This is a genomic window from Hyphomicrobiales bacterium, assembly GCA_039973685.1.
In the GTDB taxonomy this organism is placed as follows: Bacteria; Pseudomonadota; Alphaproteobacteria; order Rhizobiales; family JACESI01; genus JACESI01.
Map to the genome: position 1 here is coordinate 1 of JBDWKL010000042.1, position 19,733 is coordinate 19,733.

17 protein-coding genes are annotated in these 19,733 nt (G+C 49.3%); 13 read left to right on the forward strand and 4 right to left on the reverse strand.

Annotated elements, in window-relative coordinates:
- The 4 genes from secD to ABJO30_10595 form a co-directional block, all read left to right on the forward strand.
- Positions 1-2,099 (forward strand): protein translocase subunit SecD (secD, locus tag ABJO30_10580; GenBank protein ID MEP3233262.1); only part of this gene is annotated, 2,099 nt, incomplete at its 5' end.
- Entirely contained in the window at positions 2,096-2,500 is a 405-nt protein-coding gene (locus tag ABJO30_10585; GenBank protein MEP3233263.1) for an MTH938/NDUFAF3 family protein, read from the forward strand. The genes secD and ABJO30_10585, both read left to right, overlap by 4 nt.
- 2 nt (positions 2,501-2,502) lie before the next feature.
- Positions 2,503-3,342 carry a phytoene/squalene synthase family protein gene (locus ABJO30_10590; protein ID MEP3233264.1) on the forward strand — a complete coding sequence of 280 codons (840 nt, stop codon included), beginning with the start codon at positions 2,503-2,505 and terminating at the stop codon, positions 3,340-3,342.
- Positions 3,343-3,543: 201 nt separating this feature from the next.
- Positions 3,544-4,383, forward strand: coding sequence for an MBL fold metallo-hydrolase (locus ABJO30_10595; GenBank protein ID MEP3233265.1), 840 nt, complete (start codon positions 3,544-3,546; stop codon positions 4,381-4,383).
- Between the two features lie 8 nt (positions 4,384-4,391).
- Here the strand turns inward: ABJO30_10595 and trmFO are convergent, their stop codons facing one another.
- Together trmFO and uvrA are read right to left on the reverse strand one after the other, a co-directional pair.
- Entirely contained in the window at positions 4,392-5,807 is a 1,416-nt protein-coding gene (trmFO, locus tag ABJO30_10600) for a methylenetetrahydrofolate--tRNA-(uracil(54)-C(5))-methyltransferase (FADH(2)-oxidizing) TrmFO (protein ID MEP3233266.1), read from the reverse strand.
- Between the two features lie 426 nt (positions 5,808-6,233).
- On the reverse strand, positions 6,234-9,146 hold the full coding sequence (gene uvrA, locus ABJO30_10605; GenBank protein MEP3233267.1) for an excinuclease ABC subunit UvrA: 2,913 nt from the start codon (positions 9,144-9,146) through the stop codon (positions 6,234-6,236).
- 316 nt (positions 9,147-9,462) lie between these two features.
- On the opposite strand from uvrA, the gene ABJO30_10610 reads away from it, so the two are divergent.
- The 4 genes from ABJO30_10610 to ABJO30_10625 all read left to right on the forward strand — a co-directional run bounded on the left by ABJO30_10610 (position 9,463) and on the right by ABJO30_10625 (position 12,236).
- Complete coding sequence (locus ABJO30_10610; protein ID MEP3233268.1) at positions 9,463-9,987, forward strand: single-stranded DNA-binding protein; 525 nt, start codon at positions 9,463-9,465, stop codon at positions 9,985-9,987.
- Positions 9,988-10,050: 63 nt separating this feature from the next.
- Complete coding sequence (locus tag ABJO30_10615) at positions 10,051-10,428, forward strand: hypothetical protein (GenBank protein MEP3233269.1); 378 nt, start codon at positions 10,051-10,053, stop codon at positions 10,426-10,428.
- A gap of 181 nt (positions 10,429-10,609) precedes the next feature.
- Positions 10,610-11,581 (forward strand): hypothetical protein, encoded by a 972-nt coding sequence (locus ABJO30_10620; GenBank protein ID MEP3233270.1) that lies wholly within the window; start codon positions 10,610-10,612, stop codon positions 11,579-11,581.
- Positions 11,556-12,236, forward strand: coding sequence for a DUF4166 domain-containing protein (locus tag ABJO30_10625; GenBank protein MEP3233271.1), 681 nt, complete (start codon positions 11,556-11,558; stop codon positions 12,234-12,236). The genes ABJO30_10620 and ABJO30_10625 overlap by 26 nt, the downstream gene beginning before the upstream one ends.
- A gap of 9 nt (positions 12,237-12,245) precedes the next feature.
- Here ABJO30_10625 and ABJO30_10630 read toward each other — a convergent pair whose 3' ends face one another.
- Both ABJO30_10630 and ABJO30_10635 read right to left on the reverse strand, forming a co-directional pair.
- Positions 12,246-13,178, reverse strand: a complete 933-nt coding sequence (locus tag ABJO30_10630) for a hypothetical protein (GenBank protein MEP3233272.1) — start codon at positions 13,176-13,178, stop codon at positions 12,246-12,248.
- Between the two features lie 13 nt (positions 13,179-13,191).
- Positions 13,192-13,821 carry a MarC family protein gene (locus ABJO30_10635; GenBank protein ID MEP3233273.1) on the reverse strand — a complete coding sequence of 210 codons (630 nt, stop codon included), beginning with the start codon at positions 13,819-13,821 and terminating at the stop codon, positions 13,192-13,194.
- A 248-nt stretch (positions 13,822-14,069) separates the two neighbouring features.
- On the opposite strand from ABJO30_10635, the gene gyrA reads away from it, so the two are divergent.
- The 5 genes from gyrA to queA all read left to right on the forward strand — a co-directional run bounded on the left by gyrA (position 14,070) and on the right by queA (position 19,730).
- Positions 14,070-16,856: a DNA gyrase subunit A gene (gene gyrA / locus ABJO30_10640; GenBank protein ID MEP3233274.1), complete on the forward strand. Its 2,787-nt coding sequence runs from the start codon at positions 14,070-14,072 to the stop codon at positions 16,854-16,856.
- A gap of 105 nt (positions 16,857-16,961) precedes the next feature.
- The gene (gene coaD / locus ABJO30_10645; protein MEP3233275.1) at positions 16,962-17,456 is read left to right on the forward strand and encodes a pantetheine-phosphate adenylyltransferase; all 495 of its coding nucleotides are present in this window, start codon (positions 16,962-16,964) and stop codon (positions 17,454-17,456) included.
- A gap of 42 nt (positions 17,457-17,498) precedes the next feature.
- The gene (locus tag ABJO30_10650; protein ID MEP3233276.1) at positions 17,499-18,047 is read left to right on the forward strand and encodes a peptidylprolyl isomerase; all 549 of its coding nucleotides are present in this window, start codon (positions 17,499-17,501) and stop codon (positions 18,045-18,047) included.
- Between the two features lie 46 nt (positions 18,048-18,093).
- On the forward strand, positions 18,094-18,567 hold the full coding sequence (locus ABJO30_10655; protein MEP3233277.1) for a peptidylprolyl isomerase: 474 nt from the start codon (positions 18,094-18,096) through the stop codon (positions 18,565-18,567).
- Positions 18,568-18,647: 80 nt separating this feature from the next.
- Entirely contained in the window at positions 18,648-19,730 is a 1,083-nt protein-coding gene (gene queA, locus ABJO30_10660; protein MEP3233278.1) for a tRNA preQ1(34) S-adenosylmethionine ribosyltransferase-isomerase QueA, read from the forward strand.
- The last annotated feature ends 3 nt before the right edge of the window (positions 19,731-19,733 follow it).

Here is a 19,733-nt window from a genome sequence, read left to right on the forward strand (position 1 = left end):
CTGCGGTTCAGCAATCCGTTGAAGTAATCCGTCGCCGTATTGATGAGCTTGGTACAACAGAACCAACCATCCAGCGTCAAGGCACAGACCGTGTTCTAGTTCAGGTGCCTGGATTTGGCGATTCAGAGCGTTTGAAAGCACTGTTGAGTGAAACAGCGAAGCTTTCTTTCCGTATGGTGGATCAATCTGTCACTGTTGCTGAAGCAGAAGCGACACGCCCACCGTTAGGTTCCAGCATTCTAGAGGCGCACAGTGAAGAAGAGCGCGCTGCTGGCTTTAAATATCTCGTTGATGACCGTACTATTGTATCTGGTGATGATCTGGTTGATGCGCAGCCTGCCTTCACCCAACAAACCAACGAGTCTGTTGTTACATTCCGCTTCAACACAGCAGGTGCCAGAAAATTTGGCCGTGCTACACAGGAAAATGTTGGCCGTCCATTCGCGGTTGTTCTGGATGACAAGGTTGTTTCAGCGCCGACTATTCAAGAACCGATTTTGGGTGGTTCTGGTCAAATCTCAGGACAGTTTACTGTTGAATCCGCCAATCAGTTCGCGATCCTTCTGCGTGCTGGTGCTTTGCCTGCCGATCTTACTGTGATCGAAGAACGCACCGTTGGGCCGGGTCTTGGTCAAGATAATATTGATTCTGGTTTCATCGCGGCTGTTGTCGGCGCGATCGCGGTCATCGTCTTCATGGTGCTGGTTTATGCAAAGTTTGGCGTCGTCGCGAATATCGCTCTCGCGGCCAATATCTCCCTGATTATCGCAGTCCTCTCATTCCTTGGCGCGACGCTTACCCTTCCGGGTATTGCGGGTATCGTGTTGACCGTTGGTATGGCGGTGGATGCTAACGTTTTGATTTTTGAACGTATTCGCGAAGAAATTAGAGCTGGACGCAAAACAGTGAATGCGGTGCAAGAAGGCTATTCAAAAGCTCTCGGCACAATTTTGGATGCGAACATTACAACGTTTATCGCGGCTGTTATCCTGTTCTTCTTAGGCTCAGGTCCGGTTAAAGGTTTCGCGGTCACGCTTGCTATTGGTATTATCACCACGGTCTTTTGTGCCTGCACTTTCTCACGCTTTATCGTTGCAAAATGGATTTTGCGTTCACGTCCAAAAACGCTGTCATTGCGTTGGATTTTGAACCTCATTCCAGACAATACGACTTTTAAATTCATGAAAGACCGTAAGTTCAGTTTTCCAATCTCGATCATTGCGATTGTCTTGTCACTTGGTCTGTTCTTGGTGAATGGCCTCAACCTCGGTATCGACTTTAGAGGCGGTACTTTGGTGGAGATCGAAACCACTGACGGTCCTGCGGACATTGCCGAAATTAGATCGAACCTTGGTTCATTGGGTTTGGGTGATGTTGAGGTTCAAGAGTTTGGTGCGCCAAATGACATTTTGATCCGTATTCAGCAACAAGATGGCGGCGAGGCGGCCCAGCAAGAGGCTGTGAAGAAGGTTCGCGCTTCCTTGGGTGAAGACAACGTTGAATATCGCCGTGTCGAGGTGGTTGGACCACGTGTCTCTGAAGAGCTCACACAAGCAGGCTCTATTGCTGTTCTTGCAGCCTTGTTTGCGGTGTTGGTCTATATCTGGTTCCGCTTCGAGTGGCACTTTGCTGTTGGCGCTGTGGTTGCAACCACACATGACGTGATCATCACCATTGGCTTGTTTGCGCTCTTACAGCTCGATTTCAACCTCTCAACCATTGCGGCGGTGCTGACAATCGTTGGTTACTCGCTCAATGATACGGTGGTTGTTTATGACCGTATTCGTGAGAATTTGCGCAAATTCAAAAAGCGGCCAGTGGCTGAGGTGCTCGACCTTGCGATCAATGAAACATTGTCACGGACAACTTTGACGTCTGTCACTACATTGCTTGCGCTTTTATCGCTTTATTTCCTCGGCGGTGAGGTGATCCAATCCTTCACGTTCGCCATGATTTGGGGTGTGATCATTGGTACTTATTCTTCAATCTTTATCGCGGCGCCGTTCTTGATCTTGATGAACCTTCGTCCAGGTCAAATTGACCAGACGCGCGTTGAGAAAGAGGGTGAAGATAGTGCCGGACCAGCTGTTGAAGTATGATGGATGAACACCATGGCTCGCGCGGCATTGAAATGCACGAAGCGCATTTCCCAGGCCGCGCACCAGTAGAAGCCTATGGCAATGGCGGCTTTCGCTTTGCCGAGATGTCGCATCAAGGTTCTATCCTGTGTTTGCCTGAAGGCATTTTTGCTTGGCATATTGAAGATGCGAGCGAGCTAACACCTGAGCATTTTGAACGGGTGTTGGGTGATAGCGGCTTGGATGTTTTTCTGCTCGGCCTTGGTCCAGACTTTTTGCCAATGCCCAAAGAAATCCGCGCTCTTTTTCAAGGCAGCGGCATAGTCGTTGATCCAATGAGCACAGGGGCGGCTATTCGAACTTACAATGTGCTTTTAGGCGAAAACCGCGCGGTCGGCTGCGGTTTAATCGCGGTTGATTGATTATGGCGCATGATCGTTCCAGCTTGACGGAGGCGACGGAGTTACTCCGCCAGCATGACCGCGACCGCTTTCTGGCAAGCTTGCTTTTTCCCGCAGATTACCGCGAAGATGTAGCGATCCTCTATGCTTTTAACGCTGAAATTAGCCGCATCCGCGATGTGGTGAGTGAGCCGATACCTGGCGAAATTCGCCTGCAATGGTGGCGGGATGCGATTCAAGAAAAATCCGCCGATGCGCGGGCCAATCCCTTGGCTGCCTTGCTGCTTGATGTGATTGAAAAGCACGATTTATCCAGCGAAACGTTCGACAAGATCCTGCTCGCTCGCGCTTTTGACCTTTATCACGATCTCATGCCGACAATGGCAGATTTTGAAGTCTATGCGGGTGAGACGACCTCGTTGCTGTTTCAACTTTCAGCACTGATTGCATCAAGTGATCAACAAAGCGCATTGGCTGATGCTGCTGGTCATGCGGGTGTTGCTTATTCGCTAATGGTGACACTTCGAAACCTTGGCGCGGATGCAAGGCGAGGGCAGGTGTTCTTGCCAAGTGATCTATTAGCCTCCTTTGGCACCGCGCGTGACGATTTGACCGAAGGTAAAATGTCGCCCGCTTTACGTGAGGCAATCGTTCATTTCAGCAACCTTGCCCGCGAACACCGAGACAAAGCACTCAATGCGGCTCGTATGTTACCACGAGATGTAAAGCCGGTGTTTCTTCCCGTTGTTATGATTGAGCCGTATCTCAAGTTAATTGAGAAAAATATCGATACACTCTTGGATCGCCCCGTGCAGCTTTCTCAGCTTAAAGCGCAATGGGCGCTATGGCGTGGCGGGATCTGAGTGTGGTCATATAGGTCACATGCTCTGCTGATTTAATTATGCTCCTTTGTTTTGTCTGAATTAAATTCCTAATGCTTGCAAATTTGCAGGCGGTTTGCTCTCATACCGTTGTGTTCGATACGAGCATGAAATGCTCGGTTTTTATTGCCGAGAGCCCCAGCGGCTGAAATTCATAATTTGGATAATGAAATTGAGGAACCAATGCGATTTTCTGGAATATGTGCGTCACTTCTAACCCTTAGTGCCGTATGGACAGCACCCGTTTATGCCCAAAGCTCACAAGGTAGTTTTTGCAGGCCTGTTGCGCAGTTTGAAAATGGGATTAAGCAGGCGTCCTTCAACGATGGCACTGTTTTGGCTCAATCCAAGCAAAACGTAACCATCACTTATTTGGCGCATTCGTCATTCAGAATTGAAACATCTGCTGGTTTGAATATTGCGACGGATTTCACGGGCTTTCTTGGTTCAAAACAGCTGCCAGATATTGCCACGATGAATACAGTTCACACCGGACATTTTACGTTTGAACCTGATGAGAACATCAAGCATGTGCTCCAAGGGTGGGCCAAGGATGGTGAGCCTTCCCGCCACTATGTGCGGATAAATGACACGATTGTTCGCAATGTCACAACTGATTTCACCTCTGAGGCAACAGGCTTTCGGCCTGATGAAAATTCGATTTTTGTGTATGAGACGGATGGGTTGTGCATCGGGCATTTAGGGCAATTGCATGAATACCCATCACAAGAGCAATTGGCAGAAATTGGTCGCCTTGATGTTTTGATGATGCCGATAAGCGGTATTCAAACTCTAAGCCATGACGATATTGACCGCCTGATTAAGCGCCTTGGGGTGCGGATTATTCTGCCTATGCATTGGCATGATAAGCGCACCTTATTGTCCTATTTGGAAGAGATGCAAGGTCGGCACCTCATTGAAACTCGCAACGATAACGCGATCAATGTTTCGATAAACACGTTGCCTGATGAGCCAAGAATGATCTTTCTAACGCCTGAAACGTCTTTCAATCTATTCCAGTAAAAGACGGTTTACTCGGCCGCTTCTGAAGCTTCCAAACCAAGCCATGCTCTTGTGTCGGCTAAAGCGCGGTTTGCCATGGCGAGCTTTTTAGCGCGGGCTTTTTCTTTGCCTCTGAAGCGTTTGCCGTCAACTGGCTTTTGCACTTCGATTGGCGGGAAGAGGCCAAAGTTGATGTTCATTGGTTGGAATGAGCGTTTTGAGCCTTTGCCTTCATCCGCGATATGACCGCCAGTGATATGCCCAAGCAGGGAGCCGAACGCCGATGTTTCTGGCGGTAAGCTTGGCGTTGTGCCTTGTGTTTCTTCGGCCATGAAACGGCCTGTTAGCATGCCGATTGCAGCCGATTCCAAATAGCCTTCGCAGCCCGTGATTTGGCCAGCAAAACGAATGCGCGGGTCACTTTTCAGGCGCAATGTCTCGTCGAGCAATTTCGGTGAATTCAAAAACGTGTTGCGGTGCAGGCCACCAAGGCGGGCAAATTCTGCGTTTTGTAGGCCTGGTATCATGCGGAAGATGTCAGCTTGCGCGCCGTATCTCAGCTTGGTTTGAAAACCAACGATATTATAAAGCGTGCCAAGCGCATTATCTTGGCGCAGTTGCACGACGGCATAGGGTTTAACCTCTGGATCATGTTTATTGGTGAGGCCCATCGGTTTCATCGGACCGTGGCGAAGAGTTTCGCGCCCACGCGATGCCATCACCTCAATCGGCAGGCAGCCATCAAAATAGGGCGTGTTTGCTTCCCACTCTTTAAAGTCGGTGGTGTCGCCTTCTGTCAGCGCATCCATGAAGGCGTTGTATAGCTCTTCGTCGAGTGGGCAGTTTATGTAATCAGCGCCCGTTCCGCCGGGGCCGACTTTGTCATAGCGTGATTGATACCACGCTTGATCCATGTCGATGCTTTCTTTGTGCACGATGGGCGCGATTGCGTCGAAAAAGGCGAGTTCTTCTTCGCCCGTTTTTGCGCGGATTTGTTCAGCCAAAGCGTCAGAGGTGAGCGGACCAGTCGCGATTAGGACTTGGCCCCAGTCATCCAGCGGTAGTTCGCCAATTTCTTCGCGCGAAATTGTCACATTTGGATGTTCTTCGAGCGCTTTTGTTACCGCGTCAGAAAAACCAACCCGATCAACGGCCAAAGCACCACCTGCAGGCACTTGGTTTGCGTCTGCTGATTTCATGATCAGCGAACCAGCCAAGCGCATTTCAGCATGAAGTACGCCGACAGCGTTTGAAGTTGCGTCATCTGAGCGAAAAGAGTTGGAGCAAACGAGTTCGGCTAAACCATCTGTGTGGTGCGCGTCGGTTTTGCGAACAGGGCGCATTTCATGGAGAATGACCTTTTGTCCGCGCTCAGCCAATTGCCAAGTTGCTTCGCTGCCTGCAAGCCCGCCGCCGATAATGTGAATAGGTGATTGTTCGGTCATGGTGATTATCGCGTCCGTTGATTTGGAGGGCTTGTCAAAGAGAGTGCAAATTATGCGCACTCGATGATGAACGCAACTGTTTATGCGATCTCAGCTTGCTGATGCTCAATGTTTTGATGTTTAGGAGAATTGGCTTTGGCCAAAAAAAATCGCCCGCTGCGGGAGGAGGATGCAGCGGGCGTTTTACTTATAGATGAACTGGGAGGAGGATAGTTCATCTAACAACGAAGGTCGACTGGGAGGAGGATTGTCTCGCTTCGTATCTCTTGGGTGGCGCAATTGGTTCGCGCCTTGTTGTTGAACCTTATATAGGCAACTTCAGTTCTATTGTGCAGCGCAAAAGAAGAATGTCAGCTATGCGCCAGAAGCATACCTCGCCATACGTTAGAATTAGATTAGCTAAACTTTGTTAATAAAGTCTAAAAATCACTCTGCTGCTGTTGCGTTGTGAGACGCATGGGGTGTTCCCAAGCGTCTTTTCAAGACCTCGTTCAAAAATTGACCTGTATAAGAGCGCGGTTCATCGACGATTTTCTCAGGCGGGCCAATTGCAACTACTTCTCCGCCGCCGTCACCGCCTTCTGGGCCTAAATCTATTACCCAATCGGCAGTTTTTATTACTTCAAGGTTGTGTTCAATGACGATGACGCTATTGCCCGTCTCTACCAATTCATGGAGAACTTCCAATAGCTTAGCGACATCATGAAAATGCAAACCAGTTGTTGGTTCATCCAAAAGATAGAGCGTGCGGCCAGTGGCGCGTTTTGAAAGCTCTTTTGCCAGTTTTACCCGCTGTGCCTCACCACCTGATAGCGTGGTTGCCTGCTGGCCCACCTTCACATAACCAAGGCCAACCCGTTGCAATGTCGTCAATTTGTCGCGCACGACAGGGAAGGCAGAGAAAAATTCGACAGCTTCATCAACCGTCATATCCAGCACTTCGGCAATGGATTTTCCTTTGAACTGCACTTCCAAAGTCTCGCGGTTATAGCGTTTTCCGTTGCATTCTTCGCACGTCACATAGACATCTGGCAAAAAATGCATCTCGATTTTGATGACGCCATCGCCCTGACAAGCCTCGCAACGGCCACCTTTTACGTTGAAAGAGAATCGCCCAGGCGCATATCCACGCACTTTTGCTTCCGGTAATCCGGCAAACCATTCTCGAATTGGCGTGAAAGCACCTGTATAAGTGGCGGGATTGGACCTTGGCGTTCTACCAATTGGCGATTGGTCGATGTCGATCACCTTATCAAGATGCTCCAAACCTTCAATTCGGTCATGTTCGGCTGGTGTGGCGCGAGCATTGTTGAGCTTGCGGGCAACGGCTTTATAGAGTGTGTCGAGCAGGAGGGTAGATTTTCCGCCGCCTGAAACACCCGTCACTGAGGTGAAAAGACCAAGCGGTATATCAACGCTTACATTTTTCAGATTGTTGCCACGCGCACCGACAACGCGAATTTGGCGCTTCTTGTCTGGTTTGCGACGTTTTTCCGGCATGGGAATCATTTTTGTGCCGGATAGATATTGGCCCGTCAGCGAATTCGGGTTCGCCATCACCTCTTGCGGTGTACCTTTAGCAACAATCTCCCCGCCATGAATGCCAGCCGCTGGGCCAACATCGACCACATAATCGGCAGTCAACACAGCGTCTTCGTCATGTTCAACAACAATCACCGTGTTTCCAAGATCACGAAGGTGCTTGAGCGTAACAAGCAAGCGGGCATTATCACGTTGGTGTAGGCCGATGGATGGCTCGTCCAAAACATAAAGAACACCCGTGAGACCGGAGCCAATTTGAGAAGCCAAACGAATACGCTGGCTTTCACCACCTGAAAGTGTGCCGGAGTTGCGGGACAGGGTGAGATAATCAAGCCCTACATCATCCAAGAACTTCAGTCGGTCCCTAATTTCTTTCAAAATCCGTGATGCGATTTCGTTTTGCTTGTCATTTAACTGATCGGGAAGGGCGTCAAACCACTCCTTCGCCTTGCGGATTGATAGTTGCGCTACTTGGCTGATGTGGAAATCTGCAAGTTTGACGCATAAAGCCTCGGGTTTTAGGCGATTGCCGTTACAGGCTTCGCATGGGGTGGCAGCCATGAATTTTTCAATTTCTTCACGCGACCAATTCGATTCCGTTTCGCGCCAGCGGCGTTCCAAATTATTGACGACGCCTTCGAATGGCTTTTTGGTCTTATAAGACCGCAACCCGTCATCGTAAGTGAAGGTGACGGTGTCTTTGGTGCCGAACAAAATTGCTTGCTTCAGTTCTTCCGGTTGCTTTTCCCAAGCCGTCGACATTTTCGCGCCCAAATGGCGGCAGACGGATTCCAGCGTTTGCATATAATAAGGCGAGGTCGACTTCGACCAAGGCGCAATCGCCCCCTTGGCCATGCTGACGCTTTCATCAGGCACTACCAATTGCCCATCCACGCGGCGTTCTGTGCCAAGGCCATCACAGCGCGGGCAGGCACCGAAGGGGTTGTTGAACGAGAAAAGCCTTGGCTCGATTTCCGTAATCGTGAAGCCGGATACGGGGCAGGCGAATTTTTCTGAGAAAATCAGCCGCTCGTGGGTCTCATTCTTGGATTTATTGACGCCCGCTGTCTCGTCTGCTGGCAAGGGCTTGTCGGCAAGTTCAGCAATGGCCAATCCGTCGGCGAGGCGAAGGGCGGTTTCTAGTGAATCTGCTAGTCTGGTGCCCAAATCATCGCGCACCACAACACGGTCTACCACCACGTCGATATCGTGCTTGAATTTCTTGTCTAAGTCAGGTGCATCAGCGATCTCATAAAACTCGCCATCAATTTTGACACGCTGGAAACCCTTGCGCATCAATTCGGCCATTTCTTTCCGATATTCGCCTTTGCGGCCGCGCACGATGGGCGCGAGCAGATAAAGCCGTGAGCCTTCTTCCAGCGCCATAACGCGGTCCACCATTTGGCTGACGGTTTGGCTTTCAATCGGTAGGCCCGTTGCTGGCGAATAGGGAATGCCTGTGCGTGCATAAAGCAGGCGCATATAGTCATATATCTCGGTGACGGTTGCGACAGTCGATCGCGGGTTTTTGGACGTGGTTTTTTGCTCAATGGAAATCGCGGGTGACAGGCCATCAATCTGGTCAACATCCGGCTTTTGCATCATTTCCAAAAACTGGCGTGCATAGGCCGATAAGCTCTCCACATAACGGCGCTGGCCTTCAGCATAGATGGTATCAAACGCGAGCGATGATTTGCCAGATCCAGACAGACCCGTCATCACCACCAGCCGATCGCGCGGAATTTCTAGGTCGACGTTTTTAAGATTATGCTCCCGTGCGCCTTTGACGGTGATCATTCTTGTCTGTTCGTTTGCAAAAGTTGCCACTGGCACAATCCTGAGAGTTTGTTCTTCTTAGATGTTTTAGGCCGCATGGCCACTTTGTCGAGGGCTTTGATGTTACTTTGTTGCGATTTTTCCACGCTGATTCACAGTGTTTTATCATCTTTTGCGGAGAAAGGAACAATAAGGGAACAAAATGCTTGCAAAACGGACTGTGGAAAAGGATAATCTAGGGCGCGGGGAGGTGGCTGGCCTGTTATGGTCTGCGCCAAATGGAAGCTTTCTGCTTGGTCACATGATGACAGGGCTAAATGTATAAGTGAGGGTCGATATGGCTGGTAGTGTCAATAAAGTAATTCTGGTTGGTAATCTGGGTGCGGACCCTGAAATTCGGCGTACACAAGATGGTCGCCCTATCGCTAATCTAAGCATTGCGACCAGTGAGAGCTGGCGTGATAAAAACACTGGTGAGCGTCGTGATAAAACCGAATGGCACCGTGTTGTGATTTTCTCAGAAGGTCTTTGTAAAGTGGCTGAAAACTACTTGCGCAAAGGCTCTAAAGTGTACCTTGAAGGTCAATTGCAAACGCGCAAATGGCAAGACCAGCAAGGCCAAGACCGCTATTCAACTGAGGTTGTTCTGCAAGGCTTTAGCTCAAACCTAACAATGCTTGATGGTCGTAACGACAATCAAGGCGGCGGCGGCGGTGGTGGTGATTATGGCGGCGGCGGTCAAGTTGGCTATGGCGGCGGCGGTGGCCAAATGGGCGGCGCTGCAGCTGGTGGAGCCGCTATGGGTTCTCCTGCTCCAATGGGCGGTCCTGCTGATGATATGGATGATGAAATTCCATTTTAAGGCGACCTGCTTTTGAGTGAATTTTGGCCGCTCGTTGGCTGATTACAACAAGAGGGTTCGGTTATGCGTTTAATGCAAATATTGATTGCATCTGTGATTGGTGTAACCGCCCCTTTATTCCCTGCGTCGGCTTATGCGGGACCAGCTGATGTGGTTGGCGTTAAAGTCAGCAAAACCGCAGCTAATACCTATCGCTTTGATGTAACCGTAAAACATGGCGACGAAGGCTGGGACCATTACGCAGACCGCTGGGATGTGGTTTCGCCAGATGGCACAGTTCTCGGCACCCGCATCCTGCATCACCCCCATGTCGAAGAACAACCCTTCACCCGTTCAGATGTGATCAAGGTGCCTGTTGGCGTGAAGTCCGTCACCGTTCGTGCTGGTGATAAGGTGCACGGGCTGGGTGGCGAGGAAATGACGGTGGTGTTGCCTGAGTGAGGGTGGTGCTGTGTGGTTTGAATTTTTGTGATAAATTGGAAGTGTTTTTATTTAGAGCTTTGCCAAATTTATTGATATGGGTTACCTTGAATTTGAATCATGTCAGTATAAATATGAAAAAATGCGCGATTTTTTGAAGATTATATAAATATTTATTTGAATGTAAATCGGAAGGTGTTTCATGGAGTTTTTAAAGGAACACGATAGAGCGACACCTTACTTCAAGTTGTTTTTATCTTTTGGGCTGTCTCTTTTTTTTATACGCTTTTTAATATGGACGGACACATTTCATAGCAGTTTGCTCTACATTGCATGGCCTTTTGGTCTGTCGATGATTCTGTACTATTTTACCCCTCAAACCGATGGTTCAACTTGGCTAAGGCGCTTTTGGAATAACTTGCGGGTCGGGTTGATATTTCTGTTCGGTTCATCACTCGTTTTGATGGAAGGTTATGTGTGCGTGATTATGTTTATGCCGATATTTTTCGTCGGTTTTTTGATTGCCTTTATCTCCGACTATTTCTTCTATCGTTACGGCAAAGGGTCCATGAATGCTCACGTGATTCCTTTTATTGTTGCCCTTGTCTCCCTTGAAGGTGCGACAGATGTAACGACTTTTAATCGTTATAACGAAGTCACACACACGCAAATAATTGCGAGCAGCGTTGCGGATATTAAACGACGGATCGAACGACCTGCAGAACCGAAAGCCAAACGGCATTGGATGCTATGGTTGTTCCCAATGCCTAAGAAAGTCGGCAGTGCTCGTTTAGACGAAGGGGAAACTCGTACTTATGAATTTGAATATCATCGGTGGTTTGCAACAAACACTCACAGGGGAAATATTGAGGTAACCTTTGCAAAGGTCGCAGATAATCACTTCAAAACTACGATTAAAGATACCAGCTATATTGCTAGCTATATGAAGCTTCATGGCACTGAACTAACATTGGATCCCATCAGCGAAAATGAAACGCGGGTAACACTCAAAGTTGCGTTCGATCGTGCAATTGATCCAGTTTGGTATTTTGAGCCATTGCAAAGATTTGCCGTTAAAAAAGGGGCGGCGTATTTTGTAAAAAACCTGCTGCACAAACCGCTTGAGCAAGAGGCTCGATCTTTAAGGAGTGATTTTGAACAACCACACGGCTGAAGAAATAAAACAATTTAATCAACCTGAAGACAGCGCCCTTCACAATGATTTCCGTTCCTTGGTGGAGGGAGGCTGGCAAAATGTGCACCCGACAGTTCGCGCACGAATGGATAGATTACTGACGTCGCCATCAGCCACAGTGTTTAGAGGAACAGGCTGTGTAAGGCGCTCTCTGATTGGGGGCGTATTCGCACATTTAAGCCGATTGTTGGGAGCGCCTCTTGTCTGGAAACAAGGGGAGAATGTAACAACGACTGTGAGTGTGGAGCCAACAAGAAATGGCTTAAGGTGTTGGCATAGGCAGTTTACCTTTCCTGATGGTAGTAACCAGCTTGTTCAGACGACAAAGGTGGTCACGAAGGACCAAGGGTTGATGGATGCTGTGGGTGCCCAAGGAGAGAAAATGCTGCATACAAAAATGCGCATCTGGACCGAAGGTAAAAGCTTGTGTTTTGAAAGCACTGGATATTTTCTGCGTTTTCTAAGCTTTAATATGCCGGTGCCGTCAATTCTCACTCCAGGCAAGTTGTTCGCTGAGCACCGTGATGAGGGGGATGGAAAATTTCGTTATATAATGGCATTTAATCACCCCATTTGGGGCGAAACGTTTTATCAAGACGGTATCTTCGAATTGATTGAGACGGCCCAAGCATAACCGTACCACTCAATCCAACAAAACTATCTCCGCATCTTCCCCGCGCGCCCATTGCCAAAGCCTACCATCCTGCGTCAGGGCAATGGTCGTCGATGAACCAGCCGCCACGGCCTGCACATCTTTCATAACCGCGACTGGTTCGACGCCATATTCGCTGCCCCAAGCAAACAGCGTGTTGTCTTGACTGATGGCCACCGAATGTGAGGAGCCTGTCGCGATACCTTTCGCGCCGCCCATTATCTTGCTCCACTTGATAGCCTTATCGCCTAAACCGTGTTTTCCAACGGGGCCAAAAATGTTGCCGCCGGTTCCTAAGACTTCGCCGTTATCATTGAGCAATATCGCGTGGCCTGTATGGGCTGTAATTTGAGAGACTTGCGACGCGGTTTCAACGAATTCGTCGGTTGATTTAAGCCTGCCATCCCCATATTGGCCTCGGTGTGCTTTGCCTTTGACGAATAAGCCGCCACTCTTCGTGATGTAGTAATTTGCCCCATCGCCAACGGCTGCCGTGTCCACATTGTCGGCAATCTTTGTGCTTTTCGTGGAAGAAGAGGCGATCAGCCAGAGAGAGCCATCGGCCTTTGTTGCAAGCACGCCTGTGCGCCCCGCCGCAAATTTTACAACACTGCTCATCAAAAGTTCTGGCTGTTGAAAATCATCATTATAGCGGTGCAGTTCATGTGAACGATTGAGCACATAGAAAGCCGAACGCCCGACACCAACTTGGATGGCTTCATCTGTTACACGCTTTGGCGTGTCGTTGCCTTGCCACGCATAAGCCACACCGTCGATGATTGCCATTTGTCGGTCATAAAAGGCGGCGAGGAGTGGGGAGGAGCTGTCGGCGGATGCAGGTTGGAGCGATATTAAAGTGAGAAGCAATCCGAACAAAAATGCACGGGGACGTGATGAGCCACAGGGACGAGTGAAACGGTTCATTCTGCCAATCCTTCTAAACAGCCCCAGCAATTGCAATAACGCCATCAGCGATGAACTGGATGGCGAGGGCGGACAATATAACGCCGAGCAGTCTGGAGAGCAGCGTGCGGCCCATGTCGCCGAGAAAGCGGTCAATTCCGGTCGATGCTAGAAAGACCACGTAACAAATCGCGACGATGACCAAAATCAAGCCGATCAAATAGCCAAGGCCGATCCATCCGCTTTGCCCTGATGCAATAAGCACAGTTGCTGAAATCGCGCCCGGTCCTGCCATGAGCGGGATGGCGAGCGGGAAGACCGCGAGGTTTTGAATGTCTGACTTGCTGACAGTGCGTTCAGCCGCATTGGTCTTGCGTTCCACCCGCTTTTCAAAAATCATCTCAAAGGCGGTCCAAAACAGCAGTAAACCACCTGCAATTCTAAATGCGGGTAGGGAAATGCCGAGTGTTTCAAGGAATGCGCCGCCTACCAGCGCAAACAAAATCAAAATTACGGCAGATACCAAAGACGCACGCCAAGCAATTGCCCGTCGATCTGCATTGCTCATACCCATTGTCAGGGCTAAAAATATCGGCGCAAGGCCGATTGGGTCCATGATCACAAACAGTGTTGTAAAGGAATTTATGAGCCATTCGATTGGCATGGGGTACCTCTGATTCTAAGCGATTGCTAAGCAAAATAAGCAACATGCAATGCAGCTTATTTTTATTACCTCTGGATATCTTCTAAATTATTGAAATATCGAGGTAAAATATAGGCTCTGATTGGTTGCAAAATTGGTGTTCAAGGGCAGGATAGCCTATAATTGATGGGAATCAACTCGTGTGTCGTGGATATGGCGCACATTTACAAAAATTTGCCATTAGGCAAACCCTATCGATAGGCAAACCATTGTCAGACCAAGAAACTGAAAACCCTTCAGGCGATCTCCCAAGCGGTGTTGAAGGCATTTCCATTATTGATGAGATGAAGCGCTCTTATCTTGATTACGCCATGAGCGTGATCGTTAGTCGTGCTTTACCAGATGTGCGTGATGGCTTGAAGCCTGTTCACCGTCGTATTCTCTATTCTATGCACGAAAATGGCTATGACTGGAACAAGCCATATCGCAAGTCTGCGCGTGTTGTTGGTGATGTGATCGGTAAATATCACCCCCATGGTGATAGCGCGATTTATGACGCTTTGGTGCGCATGGCGCAGCATTTCTCGCTTCGTTTACCGTTGGCAGATGGTCAAGGTAACTTTGGCTCTGTGGATGGTGATCCACCAGCGGCGATGCGTTACACGGAAATTCGTCTTGAAAAGGTCGCTCATCAGCTTTTGGATGACATCGACAAAGACACAGTCAATTTCCAAGAAAACTACGACAACTCCGAAATGGAACCGACGGTTCTACCGGCAAAATTCCCGAACCTTTTGGTCAACGGGTCTGGCGGCATCGCGGTTGGTATGGCGACCAATATTCCGCCGCACAATCTGGGTGAAGTGATTTCGGCGTGTAAGGCTTATATTGAAGACCCTGCTATCGAGATTGAAGGCTTGATGGAATATGTGCCGGGTCCAGATTTCCCAACAGGTGGGCAAATTCTTGGCCGTTCTGGCATTCGCTCTGCTTATAATACGGGCCGTGGTAGCGTTGTTATGCGTGGCCGTGTTGAAGTGGAAGAAATTCGCAAAGACCGCGATGCGCTGATTATTTCTGAAATTCCGTATCAGGTGAACAAAGCCAGCATGATCGAGAAGATCGCTGAATTGGTGCGTGATAAGCGGGTTGAAGGCATTTCAGACATTCGCGACGAGAGTGACCGCTCTGGTATGCGTGTTGTTGTTGAGTTGAAGCGCGATGCGGTGCCTGATGTGGTGCTGAATCAGCTTTATCGCTTCTCGCCGCTGCAATCTTCATTCGGTTGTAACATTGTAGCCCTTAATGGCGGCAAGCCTGAGCAGATGAACCTGCTTGATTTGGTGCGCGCTTTTGTCAATTTCCGCGAGGAAGTGGTTACACGCCGTACAAAATTCCAGCTTAATAAAGCGCGCGAACGGGCGCATGTGTTGGTTGGTTTGGCGATTGCGGTTGCAAACATTGATGAAGTGATTGCGCTCATTCGTAATGCGCCTGATCCAGCAACGGCGCGTGCCGGATTGATGGAACGCCGTTGGCCTGCGAAAGACGTCGCGCCATTGGTTGAGCTTATCGACGATCCGCGCCACAGCTTGGAAACAGATGGCACCTATATGCTGTCAGAAGAACAAGCCCGCGCGATCCTCGATCTACGCCTCCAACGCCTCACAGCGCTTGGTCGTGACGAGATTGATGAAGAGCTGAATAAGCTCGGTGCGATGATCCGTGATTTCCTTGAAATTCTCGGCTCTCGCGCACGTGTTATGGCGATCATCACGAACGAACTTACTGAAATTTCAGAAGAATTCGCAACGCCACGCCGTACTGAAATTCTCGAAGGTGGTGCAGATCTTGAAGATGAAGACCTGATCCAGCGCGAAGATATGGTGATCACTGTTACCCACGGTGGTTACATTAAACGCGTGGCACTTGATACGTATCGTGCGCAGCGACGTGGCGGTAAGGGGCGTTCGGGTGCTTCGCTCAAAGACGAGGATTTTGTAACCCGTCTGTTTGTTGAAAATACCCACACACCAATCTTGTTCTTCACATCGCGCGGCATTGTTCACAAGATGAAAGTCTGGCGTTTGCCTCTCGCTGCTCCTAATGCGCGCGGTAAGGCACTGGTCAACTTGCTTCCTCTGCAACCAGATGAGCGGATCACCACGATCATGCCGCTGCCAGAAGATGAGGAAAGCTGGGATAGCCTCGGTGTTATGTTCGCGACAAATCGCGGTACTGTGCGCCGTAATAAAATGTCTGACTTCGTGTCGGTCAATCGCAACGGTAAAATTGCGATGAAACTTGACGAAGACATGGATATTTTGGGCGTAGAACCGTGCTCTGAAAATGATGATGTCTTGCTCACAACCGCTCGCGGTCAGTGTATTCGCTTCCAAGTAACCGATGTGCGGGTGTTCCAAAGCCGTGATTCAACGGGTGTTCGCGGTATCAATCTGGCTGATGGCGACGAAGTTATCTCTATGTCAGTGGTGCGCCATGTGGATGCAACACCGGAAGAACGCACCTTGTACCTCAAGCAAAAACGCTTGATTGAAGGGGTCGCTGACGATGCGCCATCTGATGAGGATGAAGCAGCAGCATCTGGTCAACTAGATACAGAACGCTATGCAAACTTGAGTGCTGCTGAGGAGTATCTGCTGACACTTTCAGTCAACGGATATGGCAAACGAAGCTCACTTTATGAGTATCGCGTCTCAGGCCGTGGCGGCAAAGGTATCGCTGCCATGACAGTTTCTGCACGCAACGGCGATGTGGTTGGTTCCTTCCCAGTTGAAGAGAGTGACCAAATTATGCTGGTAACTGATGCTGGTAAACTCATCCGCGTACCTGTTGACGGCATTCGCGTTGCGGGTCGATCAACACAAGGTGTCACGGTCTTCTCAACAGCAGATGACGAGCGCGTTGTCTCTGTAGAGCGGATTTCTGATGTTGGTGATGATGACGATGCAGAAGATGATGCTGAAGGCGGCGCACCAGAAGGTAGCCCAGATGGCAACCCAGAAGCTGGAAATGAAACCCCTGCTGCTGAGTAACGCACCTCGAGGTGACGTTTAAAAATTAACAATAGCAAAGAGGGAAATGGCGAATTTCCCTCTTTTTCGTTGCAGAATGATTGGACAAAGGCTATCACCACGGCCATGAAACGGATTGCATTTTATCCTGGGTCATTTGACCCTGTAACCAACGGCCATGTTGATGTGCTTGTGCAGAGCGTTGCGCTGGCTGATGAAGTGATTGTTGGCATTGGTGTGCATCCAGGTAAAAAACCTCTCTTCAGCTTTGATGAGCGCGTGCAAATGATTGCAGATGTGGTGGCTGAAACGCCAGCATTAGCAAAAGCCACGATCAACGTTGTTTCCTTTGATAATCTACTCGTCGATGCAGCTGCCTCACAGGGGGCTTCCATCGTTGTTCGCGGCCTGCGTGACGGCACCGATTTAGATTATGAAATGCAGATGGCGGGTATGAATGGCGCAATGGCACCTGACATCACCACTGTTTTTGTGCCAGCAAGCCCTGAAGTTCGCCCCATTACTGCCACGCTTGTGCGTCAAATCGCAGGTATGGGTGGAGAAATCTCGTCATTTGTGCCGGTATCGGTCAAAAAAGCCCTCCAACAAAAATTTGCCTGACTTGAAATAGGTCTGGTTACTTCTCGTTATAAAGGAAACTCAATGCTAAAAATTTTGAAGACGGCCTCTGCCGCAGCCCTCTCATTGGCGTTTGTATCTGTAGCCCACGTGCAAGCATTTGCGAAAGATATTTGGGTATTGCAAACAACCGAAGGTAAGGTTGAAATTGAACTTTTAGCTGATGTTGCGCCAAAGCATGTGCAACGCGTTAAAGAGCTGACTGCTGAAGGTTTTTATAACGGTATTGTTTTTCACCGAGTATTAGAAGGTTTCATGGCGCAAGGTGGCGATCCAACTGGTACTGGCTCTGGTGGTTCTAATAAACCTGACCTTCCTGCCGAATTTAGCAATGTTCCGTTTGATCGCGGTATCGTTGGTGCGGCTAGAACGCAAAATCCAAACAGCGCGAACTCGCAGTTCTTCATTATGTTCAATGAAGGTCATTTCTTGAACAACCAATACACAGTATTTGGGCGCGTTATCAGTGGCATGGATGCGGTTGACGCACTTGAACGCGGCCAAGGGCAGGGTGGCGTAGTGCCAGTAGCAACGCGCGACAAAATCACGAAGGCAACTATTGTCTCAAAATAACCAGACCTATTTTCAAATAGGACGACAAATATCGACTAACTAAAAGGTGGTAAGAATGGACGACTTGGAAAACACTTTGGTAATGGAAACAACGGCTGGCACAGTGAAAATTAAACTGCGCCCAGATTTGGCTCCAAACCACGTAAACCGGATCAAAGAATTGTCCCGTGAAGGATTTTATGACGGCGTGGTTTTCCACCGTGTTATTGAAGGCTTTATGGCACAGGGCGGCGACCCAACAGGCACAGGTACTGGCGGTTCAGACAAACCTGATCTTGCAGCAGAATTTAACGATGGCCATCATGGCCGTGGTGCTTGTTCTATGGCACGCTCTCAGAGCCCGAACAGTGCGAACTCACAGTTCTTCATCTGCTTTGGCGATGCGTCATTCCTCAACGGTCAGTACACCTATTGGGGTGAAGTGATTGAAGGCATGGAAAATGTCGACAACATCAAACGCGGTGAACCTGTATCTGACCCTGATAAAATTATCACATCACGGGTTGCAGCCGACCTCTAGTTTGGTTGATAAGACGATTAAGGATGGCTTTCAGCGTGCTGGGAGCCATTTTTTTTGGACAATTGTGAAGGTTTTCGACAATGCGTGTCGATTTATTTGATTTCGATCTACCGGAAGAGGCCATTGCGCTGCGCCCTGCGCGGCCGCGCGATGAGGCGAAGCTTTTGGTGGTCAATCCTCATAAAGAAGATGCCTTGAGTGATCATAGTGTTTTGGATTTGGTTGGCTTTTTGCGTGAGGGTGATGCGCTTGTGTTCAACGACACGAAAGTCATTCCAGCACAGCTCGAAGGTAAGCGCGTTCGCTCTGGTCCCAAAGGGCCGATTGAAGCGAAGATTGCCTTGACCCTTCACATGCGAACAGGCGCTAACGAATGGAAAGCCTTCGCGCGACCTGCCAAGAAATTAGAAATTGGTGATCGTCTGGTTTTTGCCGATTTGGAAGCAACTGTGAGCGAGAAGGTAGACGGCGGCGAGGTGACGCTGAGCTTTTCGAAAGCCAGCGCGGAGCTTGATGCAGCCATTGCGAGCGTCGGACATATGCCATTGCCGCCTTATATCGCGTTAAAACGCGGTGAAGATGAGCAGGACGCAGCAGATTATCAAACGATCTATGCCAATAAGGCGGGCGCGGTTGCAGCGCCGACGGCGGGGCTTCATACAACCGAGCGCTTGCTTGAGAAGGTGAAAGCCAAAGGCGTATCTTGCCATTTTCTCACCCTTCATGTGGGTGCGGGTACGTTTTTGCCAGTGAAGGTTGATGATACCGAAACTCATAAAATGCATGCGGAGATCGGCGAAATTTCACCTGAAGTCGCGGCGTCTCTTAATACGGTGCGAGCTAATGGTGGGCGGATTATTGCGGTTGGTACCACAAGCTTACGTTTGCTTGAGAGTGCGAGCGATGAAACCGGCACCATCCAGCCTTATCATGATGCGACAGATATTTTCATTACACCTGGATATCAATTTCGCGCGGTGGATATGTTGATGACCAATTTTCATCTCCCGCGATCAACTCTCTTTATGTTGGTATCTGCCTTTTGCGGGCTTGAGACCATGCAAACAGCTTACAGCCATGCGATCAGCAGCGGCTACCGTTTTTACTCTTACGGCGACGCATCGCTTTTATGGCGTGCAGATTTGCCGGATAATTTGCGATAGGTT

What these genes read in the sequence shown, in the direction of transcription:
- ABJO30_10620 (MEP3233270.1), top strand. Translation starts at nt 10,610, where the DNA reads ATGGAGTTTTTAAAGGAACACGATAGAGCGACACCTTACTTCAAGTTG.
- coaD (MEP3233275.1), top strand. Translation starts at nt 16,962, where the DNA reads ATGAAACGGATTGCATTTTATCCTGGGTCATTTGACCCTGTAACCAAC.
- queA (MEP3233278.1), top strand. Translation starts at nt 18,648, where the DNA reads ATGCGTGTCGATTTATTTGATTTCGATCTACCGGAAGAGGCCATTGCG.
- ABJO30_10595 (MEP3233265.1), top strand. Translation starts at nt 3,544, where the DNA reads ATGCGATTTTCTGGAATATGTGCGTCACTTCTAACCCTTAGTGCCGTA.
- ABJO30_10610 (MEP3233268.1), top strand. Translation starts at nt 9,463, where the DNA reads ATGGCTGGTAGTGTCAATAAAGTAATTCTGGTTGGTAATCTGGGTGCG.
- trmFO (MEP3233266.1), bottom strand. Translation starts at nt 5,807, where the DNA reads ATGACCGAACAATCACCTATTCACATTATCGGCGGCGGGCTTGCAGGC.
- ABJO30_10615 (MEP3233269.1), top strand. Translation starts at nt 10,051, where the DNA reads ATGCGTTTAATGCAAATATTGATTGCATCTGTGATTGGTGTAACCGCC.
- ABJO30_10590 (MEP3233264.1), top strand. Translation starts at nt 2,503, where the DNA reads ATGGCGCATGATCGTTCCAGCTTGACGGAGGCGACGGAGTTACTCCGC.
- uvrA (MEP3233267.1), bottom strand. Translation starts at nt 9,146, where the DNA reads ATGATCACCGTCAAAGGCGCACGGGAGCATAATCTTAAAAACGTCGAC.
- ABJO30_10630 (MEP3233272.1), bottom strand. Translation starts at nt 13,178, where the DNA reads ATGAACCGTTTCACTCGTCCCTGTGGCTCATCACGTCCCCGTGCATTT.
- ABJO30_10650 (MEP3233276.1), top strand. Translation starts at nt 17,499, where the DNA reads ATGCTAAAAATTTTGAAGACGGCCTCTGCCGCAGCCCTCTCATTGGCG.
- ABJO30_10585 (MEP3233263.1), top strand. Translation starts at nt 2,096, where the DNA reads ATGATGGATGAACACCATGGCTCGCGCGGCATTGAAATGCACGAAGCG.
- ABJO30_10635 (MEP3233273.1), bottom strand. Translation starts at nt 13,821, where the DNA reads ATGCCAATCGAATGGCTCATAAATTCCTTTACAACACTGTTTGTGATC.